The sequence below is a fragment of the Catellatospora coxensis genome (genome assembly GCF_016862635.1).
GTDB lineage: Bacteria > Actinomycetota > Actinomycetes > Mycobacteriales > Micromonosporaceae > Catellatospora > Catellatospora coxensis.
Map to the genome: position 1 here is coordinate 49,651 of NZ_BONI01000022.1, position 22,034 is coordinate 71,684.

General features: G+C 72.8%; 19 protein-coding genes. 7 read left to right on the forward strand and 12 right to left on the reverse strand.

All coding sequences use genetic code 11. The annotated features are described in order from the left end of the window. Positions 1 to 97 precede the first annotated feature (97 nt). Positions 98 to 763, reverse strand: a complete 666-nt coding sequence (locus tag Cco03nite_RS15115; protein ID WP_203692711.1) for a helix-turn-helix domain-containing protein — start codon at positions 761 to 763, stop codon at positions 98 to 100. Between the two features lie 67 nt (positions 764 to 830). Between Cco03nite_RS15115 and Cco03nite_RS15120 the strand changes: the two genes are divergently transcribed. Beyond that, positions 831 to 1,673 carry an oxidoreductase gene (locus Cco03nite_RS15120; protein WP_203692712.1) on the forward strand — a complete coding sequence of 281 codons (843 nt, stop codon included), beginning with the start codon at positions 831 to 833 and terminating at the stop codon, positions 1,671 to 1,673. A gap of 58 nt (positions 1,674 to 1,731) precedes the next feature. On the opposite strand, the gene Cco03nite_RS15125 is transcribed toward Cco03nite_RS15120, so the two are convergent. Continuing rightward, positions 1,732 to 3,243, reverse strand: coding sequence for an alpha/beta hydrolase (locus tag Cco03nite_RS15125; protein ID WP_203692713.1), 1,512 nt, complete (start codon positions 3,241 to 3,243; stop codon positions 1,732 to 1,734). A gap of 62 nt (positions 3,244 to 3,305) precedes the next feature. Continuing rightward, positions 3,306 to 4,370, reverse strand: a complete 1,065-nt coding sequence (locus Cco03nite_RS15130; protein WP_203692714.1) for an ATP-dependent DNA ligase — start codon at positions 4,368 to 4,370, stop codon at positions 3,306 to 3,308. A 181-nt stretch (positions 4,371 to 4,551) separates the two neighbouring features. Between Cco03nite_RS15130 and Cco03nite_RS15135 the strand changes: the two genes are divergently transcribed. Both Cco03nite_RS15135 and Cco03nite_RS15140 read left to right on the forward strand, forming a co-directional pair. Next, the gene (locus Cco03nite_RS15135; protein WP_203692715.1) at positions 4,552 to 5,061 is read left to right on the forward strand and encodes a SigE family RNA polymerase sigma factor; all 510 of its coding nucleotides are present in this window, start codon (positions 4,552 to 4,554) and stop codon (positions 5,059 to 5,061) included. Continuing rightward, entirely contained in the window at positions 5,058 to 5,753 is a 696-nt protein-coding gene (locus Cco03nite_RS15140) for a hypothetical protein (RefSeq protein ID WP_203692716.1), read from the forward strand. Before Cco03nite_RS15135 ends, Cco03nite_RS15140 begins: the two co-directional genes overlap by 4 nt. A 129-nt stretch (positions 5,754 to 5,882) precedes the next feature. Here the strand turns inward: Cco03nite_RS15140 and Cco03nite_RS15145 are convergent, their stop codons facing one another. After that, complete coding sequence (locus Cco03nite_RS15145) at positions 5,883 to 6,623, reverse strand: SDR family oxidoreductase (RefSeq protein WP_203692717.1); 741 nt, start codon at positions 6,621 to 6,623, stop codon at positions 5,883 to 5,885. A 273-nt stretch (positions 6,624 to 6,896) separates the two neighbouring features. Between Cco03nite_RS15145 and Cco03nite_RS15150 the strand changes: the two genes are divergently transcribed. Beyond that, entirely contained in the window at positions 6,897 to 8,543 is a 1,647-nt protein-coding gene (locus tag Cco03nite_RS15150) for a pectate lyase family protein (RefSeq protein ID WP_203692718.1), read from the forward strand. Between the two features lie 11 nt (positions 8,544 to 8,554). Then, positions 8,555 to 10,225 carry a pectate lyase family protein gene (locus Cco03nite_RS15155; RefSeq protein ID WP_203692719.1) on the forward strand — a complete coding sequence of 557 codons (1,671 nt, stop codon included), beginning with the start codon at positions 8,555 to 8,557 and terminating at the stop codon, positions 10,223 to 10,225. Between the two features lie 186 nt (positions 10,226 to 10,411). On the opposite strand, the gene Cco03nite_RS15160 is transcribed toward Cco03nite_RS15155, so the two are convergent. Next, positions 10,412 to 10,645, reverse strand: a complete 234-nt coding sequence (locus Cco03nite_RS15160) for a hypothetical protein (protein WP_203692720.1) — start codon at positions 10,643 to 10,645, stop codon at positions 10,412 to 10,414. Between the two features lie 139 nt (positions 10,646 to 10,784). Here Cco03nite_RS15160 and Cco03nite_RS15165 point away from each other — a divergent pair, with 139 nt between their 5' ends. Then, positions 10,785 to 12,131: a helix-turn-helix domain-containing protein gene (locus Cco03nite_RS15165; protein ID WP_203692721.1), complete on the forward strand. Its 1,347-nt coding sequence runs from the start codon at positions 10,785 to 10,787 to the stop codon at positions 12,129 to 12,131. Positions 12,132 to 12,207: 76 nt separating this feature from the next. Here Cco03nite_RS15165 and Cco03nite_RS15170 read toward each other — a convergent pair whose 3' ends face one another. Continuing rightward, positions 12,208 to 12,756 (reverse strand): hypothetical protein, encoded by a 549-nt coding sequence (locus Cco03nite_RS15170; protein ID WP_203692722.1) that lies wholly within the window; start codon positions 12,754 to 12,756, stop codon positions 12,208 to 12,210. 64 nt (positions 12,757 to 12,820) lie between these two features. Next, positions 12,821 to 13,447, reverse strand: a complete 627-nt coding sequence (locus Cco03nite_RS15175; protein ID WP_203692723.1) for a CG0192-related protein — start codon at positions 13,445 to 13,447, stop codon at positions 12,821 to 12,823. 104 nt (positions 13,448 to 13,551) lie between these two features. On the opposite strand from Cco03nite_RS15175, the gene Cco03nite_RS15180 reads away from it, so the two are divergent. Continuing rightward, positions 13,552 to 15,288, forward strand: a complete 1,737-nt coding sequence (locus tag Cco03nite_RS15180) for an MOSC and FAD-binding oxidoreductase domain-containing protein (protein WP_203692724.1) — start codon at positions 13,552 to 13,554, stop codon at positions 15,286 to 15,288. Positions 15,289 to 15,317: 29 nt separating this feature from the next. Here the strand turns inward: Cco03nite_RS15180 and Cco03nite_RS15185 are convergent, their stop codons facing one another. From Cco03nite_RS15185 to Cco03nite_RS15205, 5 genes are all read right to left on the reverse strand, one after another. Beyond that, positions 15,318 to 16,217 carry a DNA-3-methyladenine glycosylase family protein gene (locus Cco03nite_RS15185; RefSeq protein WP_203692725.1) on the reverse strand — a complete coding sequence of 300 codons (900 nt, stop codon included), beginning with the start codon at positions 16,215 to 16,217 and terminating at the stop codon, positions 15,318 to 15,320. 19 nt (positions 16,218 to 16,236) lie between these two features. After that, a complete protein-coding gene (locus tag Cco03nite_RS15190) occupies positions 16,237 to 17,160 on the reverse strand; it encodes a lytic polysaccharide monooxygenase auxiliary activity family 9 protein (RefSeq protein WP_239167386.1) in 924 nt (307 codons plus the stop codon). A 219-nt stretch (positions 17,161 to 17,379) separates the two neighbouring features. Next, positions 17,380 to 18,330, reverse strand: coding sequence for a hypothetical protein (locus tag Cco03nite_RS15195; RefSeq protein WP_203692726.1), 951 nt, complete (start codon positions 18,328 to 18,330; stop codon positions 17,380 to 17,382). 23 nt (positions 18,331 to 18,353) lie between these two features. Beyond that, positions 18,354 to 20,831 carry an AAA family ATPase gene (locus tag Cco03nite_RS15200; RefSeq protein ID WP_203692727.1) on the reverse strand — a complete coding sequence of 826 codons (2,478 nt, stop codon included), beginning with the start codon at positions 20,829 to 20,831 and terminating at the stop codon, positions 18,354 to 18,356. Positions 20,832 to 20,868: 37 nt separating this feature from the next. Beyond that, on the reverse strand, positions 20,869 to 22,032 hold the full coding sequence (locus Cco03nite_RS15205; RefSeq protein WP_203692728.1) for an exonuclease SbcCD subunit D: 1,164 nt from the start codon (positions 22,030 to 22,032) through the stop codon (positions 20,869 to 20,871). Between the last annotated feature and the right edge of the window lie 2 nt (positions 22,033 to 22,034).

Sequence of the window (22,034 nt, forward strand, 5' to 3'; positions counted from 1 at the left end):
ATGATCACTCGACTTGCCAGGCACGTGGGCGAAAACGCGTTCAAGATTCGCACGCGTGCCAGGCAAGTCCGACGATCATGGGCACCGCGGCGCGGGCTCAGGCGGGCAGGCCCAGCTCGGCTGCGCGCTTGCCGGCCTGGAACCGGGAGTCGGCCTCCAGTTTGATCATCAGGTCGGCCACGCGTCGGCGGTAGGTGCGCAGCGAGATGCCGAGCCGCCGGGCCGCCGTCTCGTCGGTCAGCCCTGAGCCGAGGGCTTCGAGGACCATCCGGCTGTCGGCGTCGATCCGGCCGACGTCGCCGCGCAGGTAGTCGTCGAGCTCGACGGCGCTGTCCCAGACGGCCCGGAAGAGCGAGTGGACGCCGTCGACGAGGGTCGGCGCGGTCGTCACGGTGAACTCGCGGCCGCCCGGGGTTTCCCGGCCGGCCAGGATCATCACCCGCTGGTCGATGACGATGGTCTCGTGCGGCAGCGGCGAGCGGCTGATCCGGACGAGGGTGCCGTGGCGCTGGACCTCGCGCAGGTGCGCCCGGGCCTGCTCGTCGGCGAGCGCGAGCGGGCTGAGCAGTTTGCGGCAGGTGAAGTCGGCCGCGGCCGCGGTGCGCACACGGTTGCGGATGGCGGCCATGGCCTCCGGCTGCGACCAGGTCCGCAGGTCCCGGGCGGCGCACACGAACTCGGTCCGGGCGGATTCGAACAGGTGACCGGCCCGCGCGATCAGCTCCGCGTCCCCCTGGACCGAGACCACCTGTTCGCTGCGCATCCTGCCAGTGTGGCAGCAAGTGGCCAGGAGCCTGCCGAGGGCCGGGGCGTCGGCCACCATGGCCATCATGACGATCAAGAACTTCTCCCTCGGCGGGGACCTGCCGGTCCGACGGCTCGGCTTCGGCGCGATGCGCCTGGCGATGGGCACCTTCGACGGCCCGCCCAGACCTGCGGAGAGCGGCATCGCGGTGCTCCGGCGGGCCGTGGAGCTGGGGGTGAACCACATCGACACGGCCGGTTTCTACGGCCGGGGCGACGTGCGGGCCAACGAGCTGATCCGCACCGCGCTGACCCCGTACCGCGCCGACCTGGTGATCGCGACGAAGGTCGGCCCGCTGCCAGGGCCGACCGGCGCGCCGAGTGAGCAGGCGACGCCCGAGCAGCTGCGCGGGCTCGTCGAGGCGGACCTGCGCGCACTCGGGCTGGACCGGCTCGACCTGGTCTACCTGCGGGTCGGCGGGATGACCGGGCCGGGTGGCGAGTCGATCGCCGAGCGATTCGCGGTTCTGGCCGGGCTGCGCGCGGAAGGGCTGATCCGGCACCTGGGGGTCAGCAACGTCGACGCCGTGCAGCTCGCGGAGGCGCGGGCCATCGCACCGGTCGCGGCGGTGCAGAACCGGCACACCGGTGAACCGGGGCTGCTGTCCGAGTGCGAGCAGGCAGGCATCGCGTACGTGCCGTACTTCCCGCTCGGCGGCGGGGCCCGCCCGCTCGACGCGGACCGGCTGGACGCCGTCGCGGCCCGGTTGGGCGCGACCACGGCGCAGGTGGGGATCGCGGCGCTGCTGGCCGCCTCGCCGTCGGTGCTGGCGATTCCGGGCACCGGCTCACTCGATCACCTGGCGGAGAACCTCGCGGCGGACCGCCTCGAACTCACCGATCAGGACCTGGCCGACCTGCGGGGCTGACCGGCCGCCGAGGCCCCGCCGTCGACTCGTGGCGGGGCCTCGGCATGCTGCTACGGGCTCACTGCGGTGGGCACACCGTGCCCGGCGGCGGCACCACCAGGTTGATCAGGAAGTCGTTGACGTGCTTGTTGATGCAGCGCGTCTCCGGGTAGGCGGTGTGGCCCTCGCCGTCCCAGGTGAGCACGACGCCCACGCCGAGCATGTCGGCGAGCTTCTGGGTCTGCTCGTACGGCGTGGCCGGGTCGCCCTTGGTGCCCACCACCAGGATCGGCGGCGCCCCTTCGGCCTTGCCGGTCGGATACGGGTCGCGCTTGGCGGGCCAGACCGAGCAGGTCAGCATGCCCACCGCCAGCGGCGCGCCGAACAGCGGATACTTCTGCCGCCACTCCGACTGCAGCCGCCGGATCTCCTCCACGCTGGCCGGTTTGCCGTCGTCGGCGCAGTTGACCGCGGCGTTGGCGTCGAACAGGTTGGTGTACTCGCCGTTGGCGTCGCGGTCGGCGTACGAGTCGGCCAGCGCGAAGATCGCCTCGGACTTGCCGTCCTGCAGGTCGGCCAGGGCCTGGCCCAGGTCGGGCCAGCGGGCCTGGGTGTACAGCGACGACACCACGCCCCAGAAGATCCAGCCGGCGGTGGCCTTGCGGCCGTCGGGGTTGCCGACCGGGTTGGTCTGGGCCTCCTGCATCAGCTTGTCCACGACCGCGCGGGCGTCGCCGTCGATCGGGCACTGGTTCTTGTTCTTCGCGCACCAGGCGGCGAAGTTGTCGAACGCGCGCTCGAAGCCCATCGCCTGGCTCTCCGACGACTCGATCGAGGTCTGCAGCGGGTCGACCGCGCCGTCGAGCACCATGGCCCGGATGTTCTTCGGGTACAGCTGCGCGTACACCGCGCCGAGCAGGGTGCCGTAGGAGTAGCCGAGGTAGTTCATCTTGCCCTCGCCCAGCGACAGGCGGATGGCCTCCATGTCCCGGGCCGCCTGCACGGTGGCGAACAGGCCCAGCCGGTCGCCGTACTTGGCCTTGCAGCCGTCGGCCATGCGTTTGGTCAGCGCCAGCGCATCGGCGAACTCCTCGGGCGTCACCGGGTCGGGCTCGCTGGCGAAGGTCGCGTCCAGGTCGGCGTCGGTGTAGCAGTCGACCGGGGTGGACCGGCCGACGCCGCGCGGGTCGAAGCCGACGATGTCGAAGCGCCGGGTGATCTCCGCGGGCAGGCCCAGGGTCAGGTAGGCCGCGAGGTCCACACCGGACGCGCCGGGCCCGCCGGGGTTGACCATGAGCGCGCCGATGCGGTCGCGCTGGTCGGTGGCCCGGGCCCGCATGACCTCGATGTCGAAGGTCTGACCGTCGTCGGGCTTGTTCCAGTCCTGCGGCACCTTCACCGTCTTGCATTCGAAGGTGTACCCGGACGGGGCCTTGCCCAGCAGGTCCGCGGCGATCTCCGGGCACAGCCGCCAGCCCGGCTCGGGGCTGACGGCGGCGGCCTCCGGGCGGCCGCCGAAGTCGGGCAGCGGCAGTATGCAACCGCTGGTGGTCAGTGCCGATGTCAGCAGCGCGACAGCCGCACCCGCCACCCTCTTATTGAGCCTGAGTCGCACGAGCGTGTTCACTCCCCCCGGAACGGATCCGCCCGAGCCTACGGGGTACGCAGTACCTCGTCGACGTTGAGGCTGATAGGACGGTCGAGCTGGTCATAGGTGCAGGACCGGGGGTCGCGGTCCGGCCGCCAGCGCTTGAACTGGGCGGTATGCCGGAAGCGGTCGCCCTCCATCGCGTCGTAGCCGACCTCGACCACGAGTTCGGGGCGCAGCGGTTCGAAGCCAAGGTCCTTCCCCCCACTCCATCGGCTTGGCGCACCCGGCACCCGCTGACCCTCCGTCGCCGACCCCCACGTGTGCTCGCCGGGGTTGCGGTAGGGCGCCAGCTCGTCCAGCAGTTCGGCCCGGCGTGCCGCGGTGAACGCCGAACTCGCGCCGACGTGGTGCAGGACGCCGTGCTCGTCGTACAGGCCGAGCAGCAGCGAGCCGACCACCGGCCCGGAGGTGTGGTACCGGAAGCCGGCGACCACGACGTCCGCCGTACGCGCATGTTTGATCTTGAACATCAGCCGCTTGCCGGGGGAGTAGGGCATGCCGGCCGGTTTGGCGATGAGCCCGTCGAGTCCCGCGCCTTCGAACTCGGTGAACCACGCGCGGGCGGTGTCCGCGTCGGTGGTGACCGGGGTCAGGTGCACGGGCGGCTCGACGTGGGCCAGGGCCTGCGCGAGCAGTGCCCGGCGCTGGGCGTACGGCTGGTCCATCAGCGACCGGTCGTCCAGCGCCAGCAGGTCGAACGCGATGACGTCGGCGGGGGTCTCCACGGACAGCTTGTTCACCCGGGAGGCCGCCGGGTGGATGCGCTGGTTGAGCATGTCGAAGTCGAGGCGGGGGATGCGGTCGGCGTCGCGGCGGATGCAGACCAGCTCGCAGTCGATCACCGATCGCGCCGGGAACTGCTTGAGCGCCAGGTTCACGACCTCGGGAAAGTATCGGGTCAGTGTCTTTCCGCCCCGGCTGGCCAGCTCCACCTCGTCACCGTCCCGGAAGACGATGCAGCGGTATCCGTCCCACTTGGGCTCGAACGTCATACCCGGCTCATCGGGGATCTTCGACACCGGCTTGGCCAGCATCGGTTCCACAGGGGGGTTAACCGGCAAATCCATACCCACAGTCAACCAGCAAACCGCCCACCCCGCGCCGAACCTCCTGGTTGATCATGAACCTGTGGCACGGCTCGACGGCGTGTCGTGTCCACAACTTCATGATCACCCAACGGGGGCGGGCTGCCGAGCAACCTGCGCGGCCGAAGGCGCCGTTTTGACGGCGACCGAGAGGGGTGAGGCGATGCCGGACGACTCCGACTTCCGCGAGTACGTGACCGGGCGGCTCGACAAGCTGCGCCGGACCGCGTACCTGCTGTGCGGGGACTGGCATGCCGCGGACGACGTCACGTCGACCGCGATCATGAAACTGATGCGGCGCTGGCCGCGCATCCGCGAGCTGGAGAACATCGACTCGTACGCCCGCCAGACGTTGCTGCGCACCTGGCTGGACGAGCGCCGCCGGCCGTGGCGGCGGGAGTGGGCGACCGCGGTCCTGCCCGTGCGGGCCGTCACCGCCGCCGACCGGGTGGTGGACGAGCGCCTCGCCATCCTGGGGCACCTCGCCGCGCTGCCCGCCCGGCGCCGGGCGGTGATCGTGCTGCGCTTCTACGAGGACCTCTCCGTCGAGGACACCGCCGAGGTGCTGGGCTGCAGCACGGGCACGGTCAAGAGCCAGACCGCGCGGGCGCTGGACACGCTTCGCGCGGCCCTGGTCCCGGCACCCGACGACGCCGAGGAGGCGACCCGATGAACCTGCAGGAGATGCTGAAAGCAGCCGTGGCCGATCCGCCACCACCGGACATCGACCTCGACGCGCTGGCACGGCGCGAACGCCACAGGCGCCACGTGGTCCGCTGGGCGTCGTTCGGCGGTGGCACGGCGCTGGTGCTGGCGGTCGCGGTCGCCGCAGTGCCGCTGCTGGGCAGCCGGGCCGGCCTGCCAACGCCCGGCATCGGCCCGGAACTGGTCGTGCCCACCGTGCAGAGCACGCCGCGACTGCGTGCCTCCGAGACTCCGCAGCAGGCCGCGGTGGCCGCCCACCTCACCACGGTGCTGCAATCGCTCGGGCCGGATCTCGGGGTCGGGCCGGAGGTGTCGTTCGTCGTCGAGCAGGGCGAATGGGGTGCAGCGCCGGACGGCCACTGGTACGCGGCCCGATGGAATTTCGACGGCGTGCAGTTGGCGGTCATCGTGCGGCGGGCGATGATTCCGCTGGAGGATGCCTGCGCCAAGAACGGCGCAGGCCTGTCCTGCCGGCGTATCGAGGAGCGCGACGGCTCGGTGAGCTACTTCGCGGAGGACGTCGACGGCGGCACGCGGCAGGCGGAGAACTACCGGCCGGACAACGTCGCGCTGATGGTCACCGCCACCGGCCCGGCCGTCTTCAACGAAGAGACGCTCCTGACGGTGACCCGGCTGGACGGCTGGTCGCTCACCGGTTGAGGGCCCGGTGCCACGGGCGCGCGGGCTGGACCGCTCGGCCGTGGCCGAGGCGGAAGCACGGCGGCAGACGCCCATCGGGCGCACCTGCCGCCGTGCCGCGAACTCGCGGGCCGCCGCGTCCGGTGACCGTCACGACGCCCCCTCCAGGGGCACCGGGCGCAGGCTCGTCTGTTCCTGTTCGAAGCGGAACTCGCGAATGAAGCAGTCCCGGGGCTGGCCCACCGCGAACAGCACGCATTCGGCCACCGAGCGCGCGGTGAGCATAGAGCCGGCGGTACGCGGTCCGTCCTGCACGAAGTCCGGCGGGTACAGCGAGATCACCCGGATGCCTTCCGGGCGCAGCCGGTGCGACAGGATGCCGGCCAGCCCGGCCTGCGCGTGTTTCGCCGCGTAGAAGGCGGGATGGGCGGTCGAGCGGCGGTGGCCCGGCTCGCCGCAGCCGGAGACCAGGTTGACGACGTCGGGGCGGGCCGACGCCCGCAGCAGCGGCAGCAGGTGCTTGACCAGCAGGGTGGTCCCGGTCGCCGCGCCGCTGATCATCGACACGATGACGTCGTCGTCGGCGTCCTCCAGGCCGGGGCCTGACGCGTACGCGGCCCCGTTGTTGACGAGCACGTCGAGATGGCCGGTCCGCGCGGCGAGGGCTGCGGCGAACCCGCGTACCGACTCGGGATCGGCGAGGTCGCACCCGAACGCCTCGGCGCTGCCGGGCCCCTCGCGGTTGATCGGATCGGCGGTTGCCGCTGCGGCCGCGCTGTCCCGGGCGGACGCGTAGACGTGCGCTCCCCTGGCCGCGAACTCGCCCGCGAGCAGCCGTCCGGTGTCACGTCCCGCGCCGGTGATCGCCACCCGCATTCCCTCGAACATCATGCCCAGATCCCACCACCTCCACCGCGCTTGAGGTCAACCCGCCGCCCCCGCCGAGTTGATCATGAAGTTGTGCCGGTGACACGCCGTCGAACCTGCCCATAAGTTCATGATCAACGCGGCGCGGCGCGGCCCACCGCGGTGCGGTGGGTTGCAACAAACCTGCACATGGGAGGGGTTGCGGGGAGGGAAAGCGCTTTCCTATGCTCGCGGGAAACGTTGAGTTGCATCGATGTTTCGATCTCTTGACGTCCCGATCTCGCGGAAGGAAGGCGCATGAAGGTACGTTCCCGGCTCGCCATCGCCGCGGTGGCTGCCACAGTCGCGGCGGCGATGCTCCACGCGGGCACCGCCAACGCGGCCACCCTGTTCCAAGACGACTTCAACGACGGCGACTCGGCCGGCTGGACGACGTCCGGCGGGACCTGGTCCGTCGTCGCCGACGGCACGCCCGTGCTGCGGCAGGCGGGCACGAGTTCCGACGCCCGCGCCCGGTCCGGTTCGGCGGCTTGGGCGAACTACACGGTCACCGCGCGGGTGAAGCTGACCGCGGTCAACGGCGCGAACCGGTTCGCCGCGGTGCTGGCCCGGGCGCAGTCGAACACCAGCTACTACTACCTGGCGCTGCGGACGAACAACACCGTCGAGCTGAAGAAGCTGGCCGGCGGCTCGTCCACGACCCTGGCCAGCGCGGGGGTCACCGTCGCCACCGGGTCCTGGTACACGCTGAGCCTCACCGTCAGCGGGACCAGCCTGCGGGGCAGCGTGAACGGCGGGGCGGCGGTGTCGGCGACGGACGCCCAGTTCGCCACCGGGCAGGTCGGCGTGGCCACCTACAACGCGGCCGCGAACTTCGACGACGTGCTCGTCGCCGACGCGGGCGGGCCGTCACCCAGCCCGAGCGCGTCCGGCAGCCCGAGCGCGAGCCCGGGGCCGAGCAGCGGCCCCAGCGCGAGTCCCAGCCCGAGTCCGAGCGGGCCGCCGCCCAACCCGCCGGGGCCGGGGCAGCCGGACGGGTTCGCCACCGTCGCCGGATACGGCCAGGCCACCACCACGGGAGGGGCGGGCGGGCCGACCGTCACCGTGGACACCACCGAGGAGTTCCTCGACCACATCGCGCGCACCGGGCCGTACACGATCCAGGTGTCGGGCACGATCACGCTGCCGACCGGCACCACCGACGGCATGCACGACGTCAGCTCGGACAAGACGATCGTCGGCCTCGGCTCGACGGCACGCCTGGTCGGCGGCGGCCTGAACATCGGCCTGCCGATCAGCGACGCGGTGACCTCGCCGCCCGCGAACGCCGTGCACAACATCATCATCCGGAACCTGTCGATCAGCGGCGCGTCCGACGACCTGATCAACGTCCAGATGTTCTCGCACCACATCTGGATCGACCACCTCGACCTGTCCGACGGCGGCGACGGCGCGCTCGACATCAAGCGCGGCTCCGACCTGATCACGGTGTCCTGGAACAGGTTCCACGACCACGACAAGACGACCCTGGTCGGCCACGACGACGCCAACGACGCGCAGGACACCGGCCGGTTGCGGGTCACGTACCACCACAACTTCTTCGACCGCTCCGACCAGCGCAACCCGCGGGTGCGCTTCTCGCCGCTGGTGCACGTCTACAACAACTACTACTTCGACAACAGCTACGGCATCGCGTCGACCAACGAGTCCGGCCTGTTCGTGGAGGGCAACTACTTCTTCAGCGTGAACAACCCGGGCCGGGTCGAGTTCAGCGGGCCGCTGGGCCGCATGGTCGAGCGGAACAACATCCTCGTCGAGTGCAACCACCCCATCGAGGTGCGCGGCACCGTCACCGACCCGGCGACCTTCTACCCGTACACCGTGGACGACCCGGCCTCCGTGCCGGCGATCGTCCCGGCGGGCGCGGGCGTCGGAAAGATCTGAGGGGGTACGCCATGAGCGAGAGCGCAGCCCCTCGGGGCATACGGGCCGCGCGCCGGGCGTGGGTGGCCACGGCCGTGCTCGCCGTGACGGTGGCGCTCAGCGCCGTCGCGGTCGGCCGGGCCGACGCGGCCGTCCTGTTCGGCGACGACTTCGCCGACGGCAACGCGAGCGGCTGGTCCACCTCGGGTGGCAGCTGGTCGGTGTCCGGGCAGGCCTACCGCCAGTCGAGCACCGGCGCGGACGCGAAGGCCCAGGCGGGCTCCACGTCCTGGACCGACTACACGGTGCAGGCCCGGGTGCAGCCGACGGCGTTCGGCAACAGCACCCGGGCGGCCGGGGTCGTCGCCCGTGCCCAGAACATGACCAGCTTCTACGCCCTGGTGCTGACCGGCGGCGGCACGGCACAGCTGCGCCGCGTCTCGGGCGGCGGCGTGACCGTGCTGGCCGGCGCGCCGACCGCGGTCGCCACCGGCACCTGGTACACGCTCGCGCTGCGGGTCAGCGGATCGTCGCTGTCGGGCGCGGTCAACGGCGTGCCGCTGGTCAGCGCCATCGACGGCACGTTCGCGAGCGGCCGGGTCGGCCTGACGGCGTCGTACGCGAGCGGGTACTTCGACGACGTGACCGTGGACAGCGGCACCGGTCCGCAGCCGAGCCCCAGCGCCAGCGCGAGCCCGGGGCCGTCGCCCAGCCCGTCGCCGTCGGCCAGCGCGTCACCGAGCCCGAGCCCGAGCGCGTCGCCGTCGCGGCCGCCGAGCCCGTCGCCCAGCACCAGCCCGTCGCCGAGCACCAGCCCCGGGCCGGTGCCGCCGAACCAGGCCGACGGGTTCGCGAGCGTGCACGCGCTCGGCCAGAACGGCACCTACGGCGGGGCGGGCGGGCCGACGGTCGTGGTCGACACGACCGCCGAGCTGCTGGCCGCCATCGACACCATCGGCCCGATGATCATCCAGGTGCAGGGCACGATCACGATCGACAGCAAGCGGGGGGTACGCCCGAACAAGACGATCGTCGGGCTCGGCTCCACCGCGACGATCGACGGGGGCGGGTTCGACTTCTACCGCTCGTACAACGTGATCGTGCGGAATCTGACCTTCACCAATGCCGAGGACGACGCGGTGAACGTGGGCCAGAACTCGCACCACGTCTGGATCGACCACAACCGCTTCGTCGCGCCCGTCGACGGCTCCATCGACATCGTGCGCGGCGCGGAGTACGTCACCGTGTCCTGGAACCACTTCGACCACACCGACAAGTCGATGCTGATCGGCCACTCCGACGGCAGCGCGAGCGAGGACGTCGGCCACCTGAAGGTGACCATCCACCACAACTTCTTCGACCACAGCCGCCAGCGCCACCCCCGGGTGCGCTGGGGCGACCCGGTGCACGTCTACAACAACTACTTCCTGGGCAACGAGCTGTACGGCGTCGCGTCCACCCAGGACGCCGGCGTCCTCCTGGAGGGCAACTACTTCCAGGACGTCCCGTTCCCCTGCTTCTCCGCGAGCGGCTACGCCGACAGCGGCCCCGGCCGCCTGGTCCAGCGCAACAACATCTTCACCGCCTCCGGCCCCTGCGAGGTCGCCGGCACCGTAGCCGACCCAGCCACCTACTACCCGTACACCGTCACCAGCCCCGCCACCATCCCCACCACAGTCCCCGCCGGCGCCGGCCCCGCCTGACCCGCCCCCTCTCTCCGCGTTGATCATGAACTTATGGCACGGCTCGACGGTGTGTCGCTGCCATAAGTTCATGATCGACCGGGTGGGCGGGCCGGTCGGTGGCGGACACGGGAATGCCGCACAGTGCGAGCCATGGGCTCGCGTGTCCGCCACCTCACCTGCCGGCGGTCGGCAGGAGCCTCGCCTTCAGCCGCCGTCGGGGCCGTCGCGCGGCCAGTCGGCGTAGTGCGCCAGCAATCGGGCCCCGTGGACGCGATGGCCGCACGGGTGACTGCGGCCGCAGTGGCAGCAGCAACCGCTCAGGTCGCGCCGGTGCACGGCCAGAAGGTGCGTGCCGTAGGCCGCTTGCGCCTGGGCGTACCGGAGGAAGACCGGCTCGGAGATCGGCGCGTCCACATCACTCCTTCGCTGGATTGACATCGGCGATTCCTTCGTCGGGAATGGACGGTGATGTGTACTAGGTCAATGAGGTTACGGCGTTTGCCGGAGTCTGCCGTCGGCCACGAGGTAGGCCGCCGCCGCGCAGGTAGGCCGGTGCGATTCACGTGAAGGCGGCCCGATGACACTGCCCGACTCGCTCGGCGTGCTGATCGCGCGCCGTCGCCGGCAACTCGGCCGGAGCCAGGAACGGCTCGCCGAACAACTGTGCGCGTTGTCCGGCCAGGCGACGATCACGAAGAATGAGGTCTCCCGGTACGAACGCGGCCGGCGCGTTCCGAACGCGAGGTCGCTGCGACTGCTCGCCTCCGCGCTCGGCCTGCCGCTGGCGGAGCTGGAACGGGCGGCGGCCGGTACGCGCAGCCGCGCAGCGACCGGCGCTGGTCCGGTCGTGACGGCGGACGACGGCGAGGAGGACACCGTGGAGCGGCGGGAGATGCTTCGTCAGCTCGGCGCGGCGAGTCTGGTGGTCGCGGGCTGGCCGGTCGGCGCGGCGTACGGTGTGGAGCCGCCCGTGCGAGTCACCCCCGATCAGGTCGTCGAGCTGCGTGCCGCGACCGGGCTGTACCGCACCTGGGTACGCCGCCATGGTGGTGGCGGGCTGGGCAGGCACGTCGCCGCGCTGCTGGAGCGGGCGAGCCTGATGCACACCGCCGCCCGCGACGAGCGGATGCGCGCCCTGCTCCTGGAGTGCATCGCCGACCTGGCGGGCCTCGGGGCCTACGTCGCCCGCGACGTCGAGGCGCACGATTACGCGGAACGGATGTACCAGCTCGGACTGCAGGCGGCCGGCGCGTCCGGCGACCGGCGCCTCGGCGGCCACCTGATCGTGCGGATGGCCGGGCACAACATCGAACTGCGCCGACCGGACGAGACCCTCGGGCTGCTGGCCTCGGCACGGCAGGCGGCGGCTGCCGTGCTGACTCCAGGGGAGCGGGCCAACCAGCACTGCATCGAGGCTTGGGCCCACGCCCAGCGCGGCGACGTGGCGGCAGTGCGCCGTGCCATCGGCCGAGCCGAGGACGAGTTCGCGAGGGGCGACGGGGCGGCAGCCCCGGAGTGGGGCGGTCAGCACGTGACCGAGGCGGAGCTGTACAGCCTCACCGGGGCGGGATACGTCGAACTCGCGCGTACCGACATCAAGCACTGCACGCGAGCGGTCGAACGGCTGGAGCGCGCGATCTCGCTGCGCGGCGACGCTCACGCCCGCAACCGGACCCTCGATCTGCTGAGCCTCGCCGAGGCCCTGGCCATTGCCGGAGAGCACGACGCGGCGTCGTGCGCGGCCGACCAGGCGCTCAGCCTGCTCGACGGGATCACCTCCGGCCGGTTGCGCCGACGGCTCGTGGAGGTGGCGGCCACTTTCGGCACTCACGGGTCACCTGCGGCGGCCGAGGCGACCCGGTTGCGGTTGCTCGCCGCCGCAGCGAACCGTCAGCCGGCCACGCACCGGGGCGGCCGGCTTTGAATCGATCATGAGCTTGTGGCAGTGACACGCCGTCGAACCCTGCCACAAGTTCATGATCGACGCGTGCAGTCGGGGGTCAGCAGGAGCCGAGGTTGGTGGTGCGGGTGACGCGGAGGGTGGCGAGGGGGGTGACGGGTGGGTTGTCAACGGCGTAGGGGGTGCCGTCGTGTTTGCGGAACTCGACCACGGCCTGCACGGACATCGGCACCAGCACGAGTTCGAACTCTTTGCCGGCGTCGCCGGGCGCGCCGATGACCACCCGGTCGGCCCGCCACGAATCGCCGTCGAACGTGAGGATCTTCTCCCAGTAGTACTTGCTGTCCCCCGGGACCCGGATGAACAGTCCGACCTCCCGGCCCGGCGGTTTGCTGCCGTACCCGGTGATGTCCGCGCACTGCGGCACCGACGTGGCGCTGGTCAGCTGGAAGGCGACCGGTGTCGGGGAAACGGAGGGCGAGGCCGCCGGTGGCGGCGCACTGGCGGTGGCGGCGGGGGCGTCGTCGGGCAGCAACCGGTCCAGGAGCGCGGGGGTCACGCCGATGAGGGCGGCCAGGACGACGCCGAGGAAGGTCCACTGGGCAGCGCCCCAGGGCCGCCGGGGCCGGGTGTTCTCCGGTACAGACATCCTTTGTGGATACCGCACGCGGGCGATGTGCGCCATCGCCCGCGAGCGGTGAACCCGGCCGCTGTCAGCGAAGGACGGCCTCGGCCAGGGTCGTCGGCGTGCCGCCGTCCCATACACCGGTGAGCAGGAGGCCGCCGCCGGTGGCGGAGCCGAGCACGCGATGCACGGTCAGTTCGACGGCGCCGGTGACGATGCGGGTGGGGTCGCCGTCGGTGGTCCGGTCGATCGGGCCGACGACCGGGACGGCCGTGTCCGGGGCGCCGGTGCCGCGCAGGGACATGGCCGGGGCGCGGCGCTCCTGGCGGCCGTCCACCTCGAGGAACTCCTCGGCCTCGCCGCCGCCGGTGAGGATCGCGGTGGCCAGGGCCTGGAGGTACACCGGGTCGCCGGTGGCGTCGTACACCCAGCGCTTGCCGAGCACGGAGTGCTCGGTGGTGCCGACGAGCCACGGCTCGCCGCCGGCCAGCGGCGCGCCCCGGTAGGTGAGCGGGACGTGCAGCACCGGGCCGTCGCCGGCCTGGACCAGGATCGTCTCGACGCCGACCTCGCCGTCGGGGTCGTCGAAGCGGCAGGCGGTCACCCGTCGCACGCCCGGCTCCGCCGGTCCCTGGTACCAGGAACGGGTGGGCAGCCACGAGTCGATCAGTTCGAGCTTGGTCGGTTGGATGTCCGCACGGTACAGAAGCGCCATGTCCGGCATCGTAGACGTGCCCGGCGGGATCGTTCCGCGGCCGCTGTCACACGGGACAGCGCAAACACGGCCCCGGGCGTACCCCCGGCTTGTAGGTTCGATGGGTGGCCACCCTGCTGGCGGTGAGCGTAGGCCTGCCCAAGGACGTCGACTGGCACGGGCGCACGGTGTACACCGGGGTGTGGAAACAGCCTGTGGACGGCCCCGTTCTGCTGCGCCGGCTGAACCTCGACGGCGACGGCCAGGGCGACCTCGGCGGGCACGGCGGCGAGCAGCGCGCGGTGCTGGTCTACCAGCAGGACTCCTACCGCCACTGGGCGCGGGAGCTGGGCCGTGACGACCTGGTGCCCGGCCAGTTCGGCGAGAACTTCACCGTCGACGGGCTGCCCGACGACGAGGTGTGCATCGGGGACCGCTACCGCATCGGCGAGGCCGTGGTGGAGGTGACGCAGCCGCGGGTGACCTGCTACCGGGTCGGGCTGCGGATGAACGAGCCGCGCATGGCGGCGCTGATGGTCGCCCACCACCGGCCGGGCTTCTACCTGCGGGTGCTGGCCGAGGGCCTGGTGCAGGCGGGCGACGAGTTCGTGAAACTGTCCACCGGGCCCGAGGCGATGACGGTGGCCGAGCTGGACGCCCTGCTGTACCTGCCGGGCCGCAAGCGCGACGGCGCCGCGCGGGCGCTGCGGATTCCCGCGCTCAGCCCCGGCTGGCAGGCCTCGATGCGCGGGCTGCTCGACCAGCCCGGCGGGCAGCCCGGCAACGCGGGGCTGGAGACGACCGCGGCCCCGCCGGCGTGGGCCGGGTTCCGGCCGCTGACCGTCACCGCGCTCGACGAGGAGACGCGGGACGTGTTCTCGCTGCGCCTGGCCGCCGCCGACGGCTCGCCGCTGCCCGCGGCGCTGCCGGGCCAGTTCCTGACGCTGCGGCTGCCCGGCCCCGGCGGGCCGCTGGTGCGCAGCTACTCGCTGTCCGGCACGCCCGGCGACGCGGTGTACCGGATCAGCGTCAAGCAGGAGCCGCACGGCGCGGCCGGGGCGTACCTGCGCGCCAACGCCCGGCCCGGCCTGACCGTCGAGGCCGCCGCGCCGCGCGGCACGTTCACCCTGGAACCCGGCGACGGGCCGGTGCTGCTGCTGTCGGCGGGCATCGGGGCCACGCCCGTGCTCGCCATGTTGCACGCCCTGGCCGCGGCGCAGCCGGAGCGCGCGGTGTGGTGGGTGCACGGCGCGCGGGACGGCAGCGAGCACGTGTTCGCGGCGGAGAGCCGTGAGCTGCTCGCCCGGCTGCCGCACGCGCACGTGTACATCTGCTACAGCCGGCCCGCCCCGCAGGACCGGGACTTCACGAGCGCCGGGCGGATCACCGCTGAGGTGCTGCGTGGCCTGGACCTGCCGCCTGACACGTCCGCCTACCTGTGCGGGCCGACGGCGTTCATGCGGGACGTCGCCGCCGAGCTCGGCGCGCTGGGGCTGGACGCCGCCCGGGTGCACAGCGAGCTGTTCGGCGCGCAGGCGGGCCTGACACCCGGCATCGCGGCCGCGCCCGCCCGGCCGCCCCACCCGCCGGAGGGACCACCCGGAACCGGTCCGGCGGTGTCGTTCGTACGCAGCGGGCTGACCGTGCCCTGGAACCCGGCGTATGCGAGCCTGCTCGAATTCGCGGAGGCGTGTGACGTGCCGGTGCGCTGGTCCTGCCGGACCGGGGTGTGCCACACCTGCGTGAGCGGCCTGCTGTCGGGGCAGGTGGCGTACTCGCCCGAGCCCGTCGACGAACCAGGCGACGGCAACCTGCTGATCTGCTGCTCCGAGCCGACCACGGAACTGGCCCTCGACCTGTGACGAGCCGTGACCGGCGGCGGTCGCCCGGCTCAGAACGTCTTGAAGCTGCGGATCGGCATGCGGGGGCCGTACTTCGGCGCGCCGATGCCGGAGGCCTCGATGAGGTGGCAGACCCGGCCGCGCTGCCCGGCGAACGGGGCGAGCAGCTCCAGCATCCGCGCGTCGGTGCCCCGGGGCTCCCCGGCCAGCGCGTAGCAGACGAAGTTGGGCAGGTGGAAGTCGCCGACGCTGACCGCGTCGGGGTCGCCGAACACCACGGCCGCCGTCTCGGCCGCCGTCCACGGGCCGATGCCCCGGATGGTCAGCAGGTGCGCGGTCAGGCTGGCGCTGTCGGGGCGGCGTTCCAGCCGGCCCGCCTGGGCGGCGACCCGCCGCAGCGTGTCGGCCCGGCGCTGCTCCAGGCCCAGCGGGTGGAACTCGTAGTACGGGGTGGCGGCGACGACGTCCGGGTCGGGCGGCAGCCACAGGTTCTCGACCGGGCCGGGGGCCTTCGTGCCGAGCTTGCGCACGATCGCCGAGTACGCGCGGTACGCCTCGGTGCCGGTGACCTTCTGCTCGCAGACCGCGCGCAGCAGCCGGGGGAACGCCAGGCGGGTCGCCGGCAGGCGCAGCCCCGCGTGCTCGCGGGCGAGCCGGGCGACCAGCGGGTGCGCCTTCGACAGCGCGGCGAACCCGGTGACGTCGTCGCGGAGCCCGGCGATGGCGTCGGCCCGCTCGGCGAGCCAGGCCGCGCCCGCGCCGTACGCCTCGACGTGCAGGAACCGCCCGACTGCCCGCAGCGCGAGGCTGCCCGGACCCTCGGGGGTCCGGGCAGCCAGCCAGTAGACGCCGTCGACCCAGCGTGAGCAGGGGTCGTGCCGACCGAGGCTGAGCTGCGCGAGCGTGCCGGCGATGTCGTATCGCTCAGGCAGCTCGTGTCGCTCGGTCACGGCATCGAATCTGCCACGCTCAGCCGGCCAGCCACAGTGCGGGGGTGGTGGCGGGCTCCCAGCCGGTCAGCGAGGTGTGCGCCTGCCGGCAGGTGTACACGACACCCTGGTAGGTCACCTTGGCGCCGGTGGCGTAGCCGGTGTTGGGCGCCCAGGCCGGGTACGAGCCGGTCGGGCTGGTGCTCGGCGATGCCGACGGGGACGCGCTGGGCGACCTGCTCGGCGAGGCCGACGGGCTGGGCGAGGCGCTGGGCGACGTGCTGGGGGACGCGCTCGGCGAGACGGACGGCGACGGGACGGTGCCGCCGATCACCACGTCGGCGCACGAGTAGAACGCCTCCGGGCTGTCCGAACGCTGCCAGATCATGTAGATCAGGTGGCGGCCGGGGTGCCCGGACGGGATCGTGCCGGCCAGGTTGTAGTAGCCGTCGGTCACCGCCGGGTTGGTGACGGTCAGGAACGGGCTGGCCTCCAGGTCGCCCCAGCGCAGCGGGGTCGACGGGTTGTACCCGGGCCGGGTGACGTACAGCTGCCAGGTGCCCAGGTGCGGGGCGGTGGCGCGGATCTTGAAGGTGTACGCCCCGGACGCGGGCAGCGTGGTGGTCGGCCAGTCGCCGCGGCCGAGGTCGAGCCCGGCGTACTTGCTGCGGTTGGCGCTGCACAGCCTGCCGTCGGGGATGATGCTGCGGTGCTGCCCGGCGGCGTTGGCGATGTTCACCTCGTTCCAGTCGTACAGGGGCTGCGTGCCGCCGAGCGCGACGACGGCCTTGCATGCGTCGGTGTCGGGCGACTCGGGGCCTTCCAGGTAACACGTGTAGACGCGGCTGGCGGGCGTGACCATGGTCCCGTGGCTGGCCGCGGGCGTGATCAGGGCGACCACGGCGAGGGTCGGGGCGAGGACCAGGACCGTCGTGGCGAGGGCAGCGCGGGTTGCGGCGCGCATGCGTTCCACCTCTCTGTGGAAGTATTCCAATAAGGAAACTTTACTAAGAGATGAATTTACGCCTCACGTCCATGCTGATCAATGCCTCGTATCCATACCGTTGCCTACTGCGCGGCGGCCCGGCCCCTCATGCGTTGATCATGAAGTTGTGGCCGGGACATGCCGTCGAACCGTGCCATAAGTTCATGATCAACGCGCCCGGCGGGTGGTGGCGGGCGGTCAGGTGGTGGTGCGCTGGGCGGCGAGGGCCAGGGAGCGGTGCAGGAGCTTGCCGTCGCCGAGCAGGTGGCGGAGCTTCTTCTCCAGGCCGGCGATGGGGACCAGGTTCTGCGGGGCGCGGGGGTCCTTGTAGGGCAGGGAGGCGAAGCGCGGGATGGTCGCCGTGGACAGGTCGGCGAGGGTGACGGCCTGGTGCTCGGGGACCTCGGCCGAGCACTCCACGCGCACGATGCCCGCCCACGGGGAGCTGCCGCCGTGCGGCAGGCGCAGATACCAGGTGAGCCGCTCGTACACGCCGGTGATCCGGAAGACCGGGGTGCGCTGCGCGGGCCGGAGCGCGGCGACGACACTGATCAGGCGGTCGGGCAGGTACTGCTTCTGCTGGGTCTTGATGTAGCCGAGCGTGCGCGGCAGCGCGTCGCGGCTGCGCAGCGGCCCGTCCACGATCAGCAGATCGCCGTCCTCGCGCAGCTGCCGGGACACCTCGATCTCCAGCTCGGTCAGCGCCCGCTGCACGCCGTTGGACAGGTCGCCCTCGTCCGCGCCGACGATGGTCTCCGCGCGGTAGCGGGCGGCCTGCCCGGCGTCCACGTCGGCGGGGCGTTCGGCGGCCGTGAACAGGGTGCGCTCGACCTTCACGCCGGTGACGCTGGCCCCGGACGAGCGCTCGCAGCGCACCACGCCGGCCGCGTACGAGCAGGCCAGGCCGGGGCGGGTCACCCCGTCGTGGTCCTCGATCCACAGCCGGGCGTCGGTGCGGCGCACCCCGTCGACGAGCAGCACCACGTCGGGGGCGCGTACGCCCGGCGGGGTCTCCAGGGGTTGCCAGTCCGCCGCCGGCAGCTCGATCTCGGCGTCGAGCTTGGCGCTGCTGGCCTCGGCGGGCCCGCGCTCCGCGCCGTCGAGACTGGCGCCGAAGCCGGGATCCCAGGCGTCCACATGGAACTTCATGAGATCTGTCTACCAGCTCTCGTCTATCCGACCCGCTCCACGCGGGCCGTACGGGCGTCCTTGCTGATCTCGAAGCGGACCGGGATGCGCTCGGCCAGCGCCTGCACGTGCGTCACCACACCGACCATGCGATCGCCGGTGGCGGCGAGGTTCTCCAGCGTCGCGGCCACCGTGTCCAGGGTGGACGCGTCCAATGTGCCGAAACCCTCGTCGAGCATGATGGACTCCAGGCTCGCCGTCGGCGACAGGCCGCCGAGCTGGTCCGCCAGCGCGAGCGCCAGCGCCAGCGAGGCCTGGAACGTCTCGCCGCCCGACAGCGTGCGCACCGTCCGGCGCAGCCCGGCGTCGTGGTGGTCGACCACGAAGAACTCGCGGTCCTCGTGGATCAGGTCGTACTGCCCGCCGGACAGCTCGCGCAGGATCGCCGACGCCCCGTCCACGAGGGCGTCCAGCGCCTCCTGCAGCAGCCAGGCCTCGAAGTTGTTGGCCCGCAGGTGATTGGCCAGCGCCGTGGCCACCTGCCGGTCGGTCTCGACCACGGCCCGCTGCGCCCGCAGCGCCTCGGCCTGGGCACGCCGCTCCAGCAGCGTGTCCCGGGCGGCGGCCATGCGCTCCACGGTCACCGCGGCGGCCCGCTGGTGCTCCCCGGCGCCCGGCCGGGGCAGCTCCGCCGCGGCGAACAGCTCGTCCAGCCGGTGCACCAGCCCGGCCGCGTGCTCGCGGGCCTGGGCGAGCCGGCCCCGCTCGCCGTCGCGCGCGGTCTGGGCGGCGGCGGCCTGCTCCCGGGCCCAGCCGTCCAGGGCGCGCCACGCGGCAGCGAGGTCGTCGCGGTCGGCAGCGGGCGGGACCAGCGCGGTCACCGTGTCACGGGCCGCGTCGAACGAGCGCCAGCCCGCCGACAGCCGGTCCTGGGCCTGCTGGGCGAATCCGGCGGACCGCCGCTGCGCCTCCCGCGCGGTCCGCAGCGCCGTGGTCGCCATGGCCAGCTCACGGCGCAGCGCCTCCGCAGCGGTCAGCTGCTCGCGCAGCTTCGGCACCGGCGCGGCGCCCTGCAGCACCCGGGCCACCTCCGCAGCGCGCACCCCGAGCTGCTCGCGCTGCGCGGACGCCTTCGCGTGCCGCACACTCGCCTCGTTGACCTTGCGGTCGAGCTGCTCCCGGCCGGCACGGGCGGTGGCCACCGCCTGCTCGGCCTGCTCGACGACCTTTTTCGCGGCGGTCATCGCGGGCTGGTCGGGCATCGCGGGCACGGTCGCCACGTGCTGGGTGCAGACGGGGCAGGCGTGCCCCGCCTTCAGGTCCCGGCGCAGCCAGGCGGCCCGGTCGGAGGTTTGCGCGGCCTGCAGCGCCTGCTGCGCCTCGGCGAGCGCCCGCTCGGCCTGCGCCTGGCGGGCCACCGCGGTCTGCTGCGCGCCGAGCGCGGAATCATGCAGCTGCTGGGCCTGCGAGGCGGCGGCGTCGAGTTCGGACAGCTGGGTGGCCAGGCGCGAGTTCTCGGCATGCGCCTCCAGCAGGCCGCGCAGCACCGTCGGGTCGGCGGCGGCCTCCAGCTGGGCGCGCACCTTCTCCTCGGACTCCTCGGCGGTGCCGACCGCGATCGCGGCGTCCTGCGCGGCGGCCGCGGCGTCGCGGGCGGTCTGCGCCAGCGTGGTCACCCCGGCGGGCGCGGCGACCGCGGTGAGCAGGCGCAGCCGCTGCTCGGCGGCGGTCGCCTCGGCGCTGACCTGCTCGACCCGGCGCTGCGCCTCGACCAGCTCCGGCAGCGCGGCGTCGACGTCGGCGGCGAGCGTGCGGGCCTGCTCCACGCGCCGCTCGGCGGCCTCGATCGCCTCGTCCGATGCGGCGGCGGTCAGCTCGTTCAGCACCGGCTCGGTCGCGGCCAGCTTGGCGTTGGCCTCGGCGACCAGCCCGGCGGCCCGCTCCCGGATCTTCTCGTAGACGTCCAGGCCGAGCAGGCGGACCAGGATCTCCTGCCGCTCCGCGGGCCGGGCGTGCAGGAACGCGGCGAACTCGCCCTGCGGCAGCACCACACACTTGATGAACTGGTCGTACGGCAGCCCGACCACGTCCGCGACGGCGTGGTCCAGCTCGCTCGGCGTGCCCGCGAGGGCCTCACCCAGCTCGTCGAGCAGGTCCTCCCCGTCCAGGCTGGACGCGTCGAAGCCCGGGGTGAGCGCCTGCAGCCCGGCGGCCCGGGTCGCGGTCCGGCCCTTGCCGTCCCGGCGCACCACCCGCGTCGCCGCGTACCGGGTGCCGCCGGCCTCGAAGATGAGCCGCACCGCGGCCTCGGTCGCCGACGGCGCGAGGGCGTGCGCGACGCTGCGGCCGCCGCCCCAGCGCGGGGCGGTGCCGTAGAGGGCGAAGCAGATCGCGTCGAGCAGCGTCGACTTGCCCGAGCCGGTCGGGCCGACCAGGGCGAAGAAGTCGCAGTCGGTCAGGTCGACGGTGGTCGGCTCCCGGAACACGGTGAACCCGCGCAGATCGAGCCGCAACGGCCTCATGCCCTGACCTCCCTGGTCGTGTCCGCGCCCGGCCCGCTCATCCGGCGACCTCCGTGTACAGGCGGTCGAACAGCTTCTTGGTCGCGGTGTCCTCGTGCCCGCGGTGGGTCAGGTAGTCCGAGAACAGCTCCGGCGCGCTGCGGCCCGAGCGCTGCGGCCGGGCGGCGCGGGTCGCCGCGTCGGGCAGCATCGACGGGTCGACGCGGATCTCCAGCGCCCGCGGGTACAGCTCCTGCACCTGCTCACGCAGCCCGGCCCGGGGCGGCTCGGCGACGTACACCCGCAGCCAGGCGTCGTCCTCGGCCTGCGTCTCCGCCTGCGCGGCCAGCTCCTCGAGGGTGCCGCGCAGGGTGCGCAGCGGCGTGACGCTGGGCAGCGCCACCGTGCGGGCCTGCGCCGACGTCTGCGCGGTCACCTCGACGATGGTCACGCTGGGGCGGTTCTCCTCCTCGCCGAAGTCCACGGCGATGGGGGAGCCGCTGTAGCGGACCGGGCACGCCCCCGGCAGCAGCTGCGCGCGGTGCAGGTGGCCCAGCGCCACATAGTGCGCGTTGCTCGGGAACACCGACGACGGCACGGCGTAGCCGAGGATGCAGTGCGCGTCGCGCTCGCCGCCGCCCATCGTCCCGCCGACCACGGTCAGGTGCGCGGTGAGCAGGTTGACCGTGTTCGGGTCGCCGAACGCCTGCTCGGCCAGCCGCGACATCAGCCGCGCCAGGTGATCGGCGTACGTCGCCTGCGCCTCCGCCTCGGTCAGGTCGAACATCTCCAGCGCGCGCACCGCGTACCGCTGGGACAGGAACGGCAGCGCGACGCAGCGCCACGCCTCGCCGCTCTTCGTCGTGCCGGAGACGATGTGGTCGGCCGGGTTCTCGCTGATCCGGCCGCGCAGGATGATGCCCGCCGCGTCGGCCCAGGAGCGCAGCGCGTCCAGCGCCGCACCGTTGTCGTGGTTGCCGGCGATCGCGAGCACCTCGGCCCCGGTGGCGCGCAGCGCGCTCAGCGCCCGGGTCACGATCTTCGTGGCCTCCGGCGACGGCGCGGCCACGTCGAACAGATCACCCGCGACGATGACCAGGTCGGGCTGCTCGGCCTGGGCGATCTGGACCACCGCGTGCAGCGCCGCGATCTGCTCCCCGGTCCGGGAGCGGCCCTTGAGCACCTTGCCGACATGCCAGTCGGAGGTGTGCAGAATCCGCATCG

What these genes read in the sequence shown, in the direction of transcription:
- Cco03nite_RS15155 (WP_203692719.1), top strand. Translation starts at nt 8,555, where the DNA reads ATGAGCGAGAGCGCAGCCCCTCGGGGCATACGGGCCGCGCGCCGGGCG.
- Cco03nite_RS15140 (WP_203692716.1), top strand. Translation starts at nt 5,058, where the DNA reads ATGAACCTGCAGGAGATGCTGAAAGCAGCCGTGGCCGATCCGCCACCA.
- Cco03nite_RS15205 (WP_203692728.1), bottom strand. Translation starts at nt 22,032, where the DNA reads ATGCGGATTCTGCACACCTCCGACTGGCATGTCGGCAAGGTGCTCAAG.
- Cco03nite_RS15190 (WP_239167386.1), bottom strand. Translation starts at nt 17,160, where the DNA reads ATGCGCGCCGCAACCCGCGCTGCCCTCGCCACGACGGTCCTGGTCCTC.
- Cco03nite_RS15150 (WP_203692718.1), top strand. Translation starts at nt 6,897, where the DNA reads ATGAAGGTACGTTCCCGGCTCGCCATCGCCGCGGTGGCTGCCACAGTC.
- Cco03nite_RS15130 (WP_203692714.1), bottom strand. Translation starts at nt 4,370, where the DNA reads ATGGATTTGCCGGTTAACCCCCCTGTGGAACCGATGCTGGCCAAGCCG.
- Cco03nite_RS15170 (WP_203692722.1), bottom strand. Translation starts at nt 12,756, where the DNA reads ATGTCTGTACCGGAGAACACCCGGCCCCGGCGGCCCTGGGGCGCTGCC.
- Cco03nite_RS15115 (WP_203692711.1), bottom strand. Translation starts at nt 763, where the DNA reads ATGCGCAGCGAACAGGTGGTCTCGGTCCAGGGGGACGCGGAGCTGATC.
- Cco03nite_RS15200 (WP_203692727.1), bottom strand. Translation starts at nt 20,831, where the DNA reads ATGAGGCCGTTGCGGCTCGATCTGCGCGGGTTCACCGTGTTCCGGGAG.
- Cco03nite_RS15175 (WP_203692723.1), bottom strand. Translation starts at nt 13,447, where the DNA reads ATGGCGCTTCTGTACCGTGCGGACATCCAACCGACCAAGCTCGAACTG.
- Cco03nite_RS15195 (WP_203692726.1), bottom strand. Translation starts at nt 18,330, where the DNA reads ATGAAGTTCCATGTGGACGCCTGGGATCCCGGCTTCGGCGCCAGTCTC.
- Cco03nite_RS15145 (WP_203692717.1), bottom strand. Translation starts at nt 6,623, where the DNA reads ATGATGTTCGAGGGAATGCGGGTGGCGATCACCGGCGCGGGACGTGAC.
- Cco03nite_RS15120 (WP_203692712.1), top strand. Translation starts at nt 831, where the DNA reads ATGACGATCAAGAACTTCTCCCTCGGCGGGGACCTGCCGGTCCGACGG.
- Cco03nite_RS15165 (WP_203692721.1), top strand. Translation starts at nt 10,785, where the DNA reads ATGACACTGCCCGACTCGCTCGGCGTGCTGATCGCGCGCCGTCGCCGG.
- Cco03nite_RS15135 (WP_203692715.1), top strand. Translation starts at nt 4,552, where the DNA reads ATGCCGGACGACTCCGACTTCCGCGAGTACGTGACCGGGCGGCTCGAC.
- Cco03nite_RS15160 (WP_203692720.1), bottom strand. Translation starts at nt 10,645, where the DNA reads ATGTCAATCCAGCGAAGGAGTGATGTGGACGCGCCGATCTCCGAGCCG.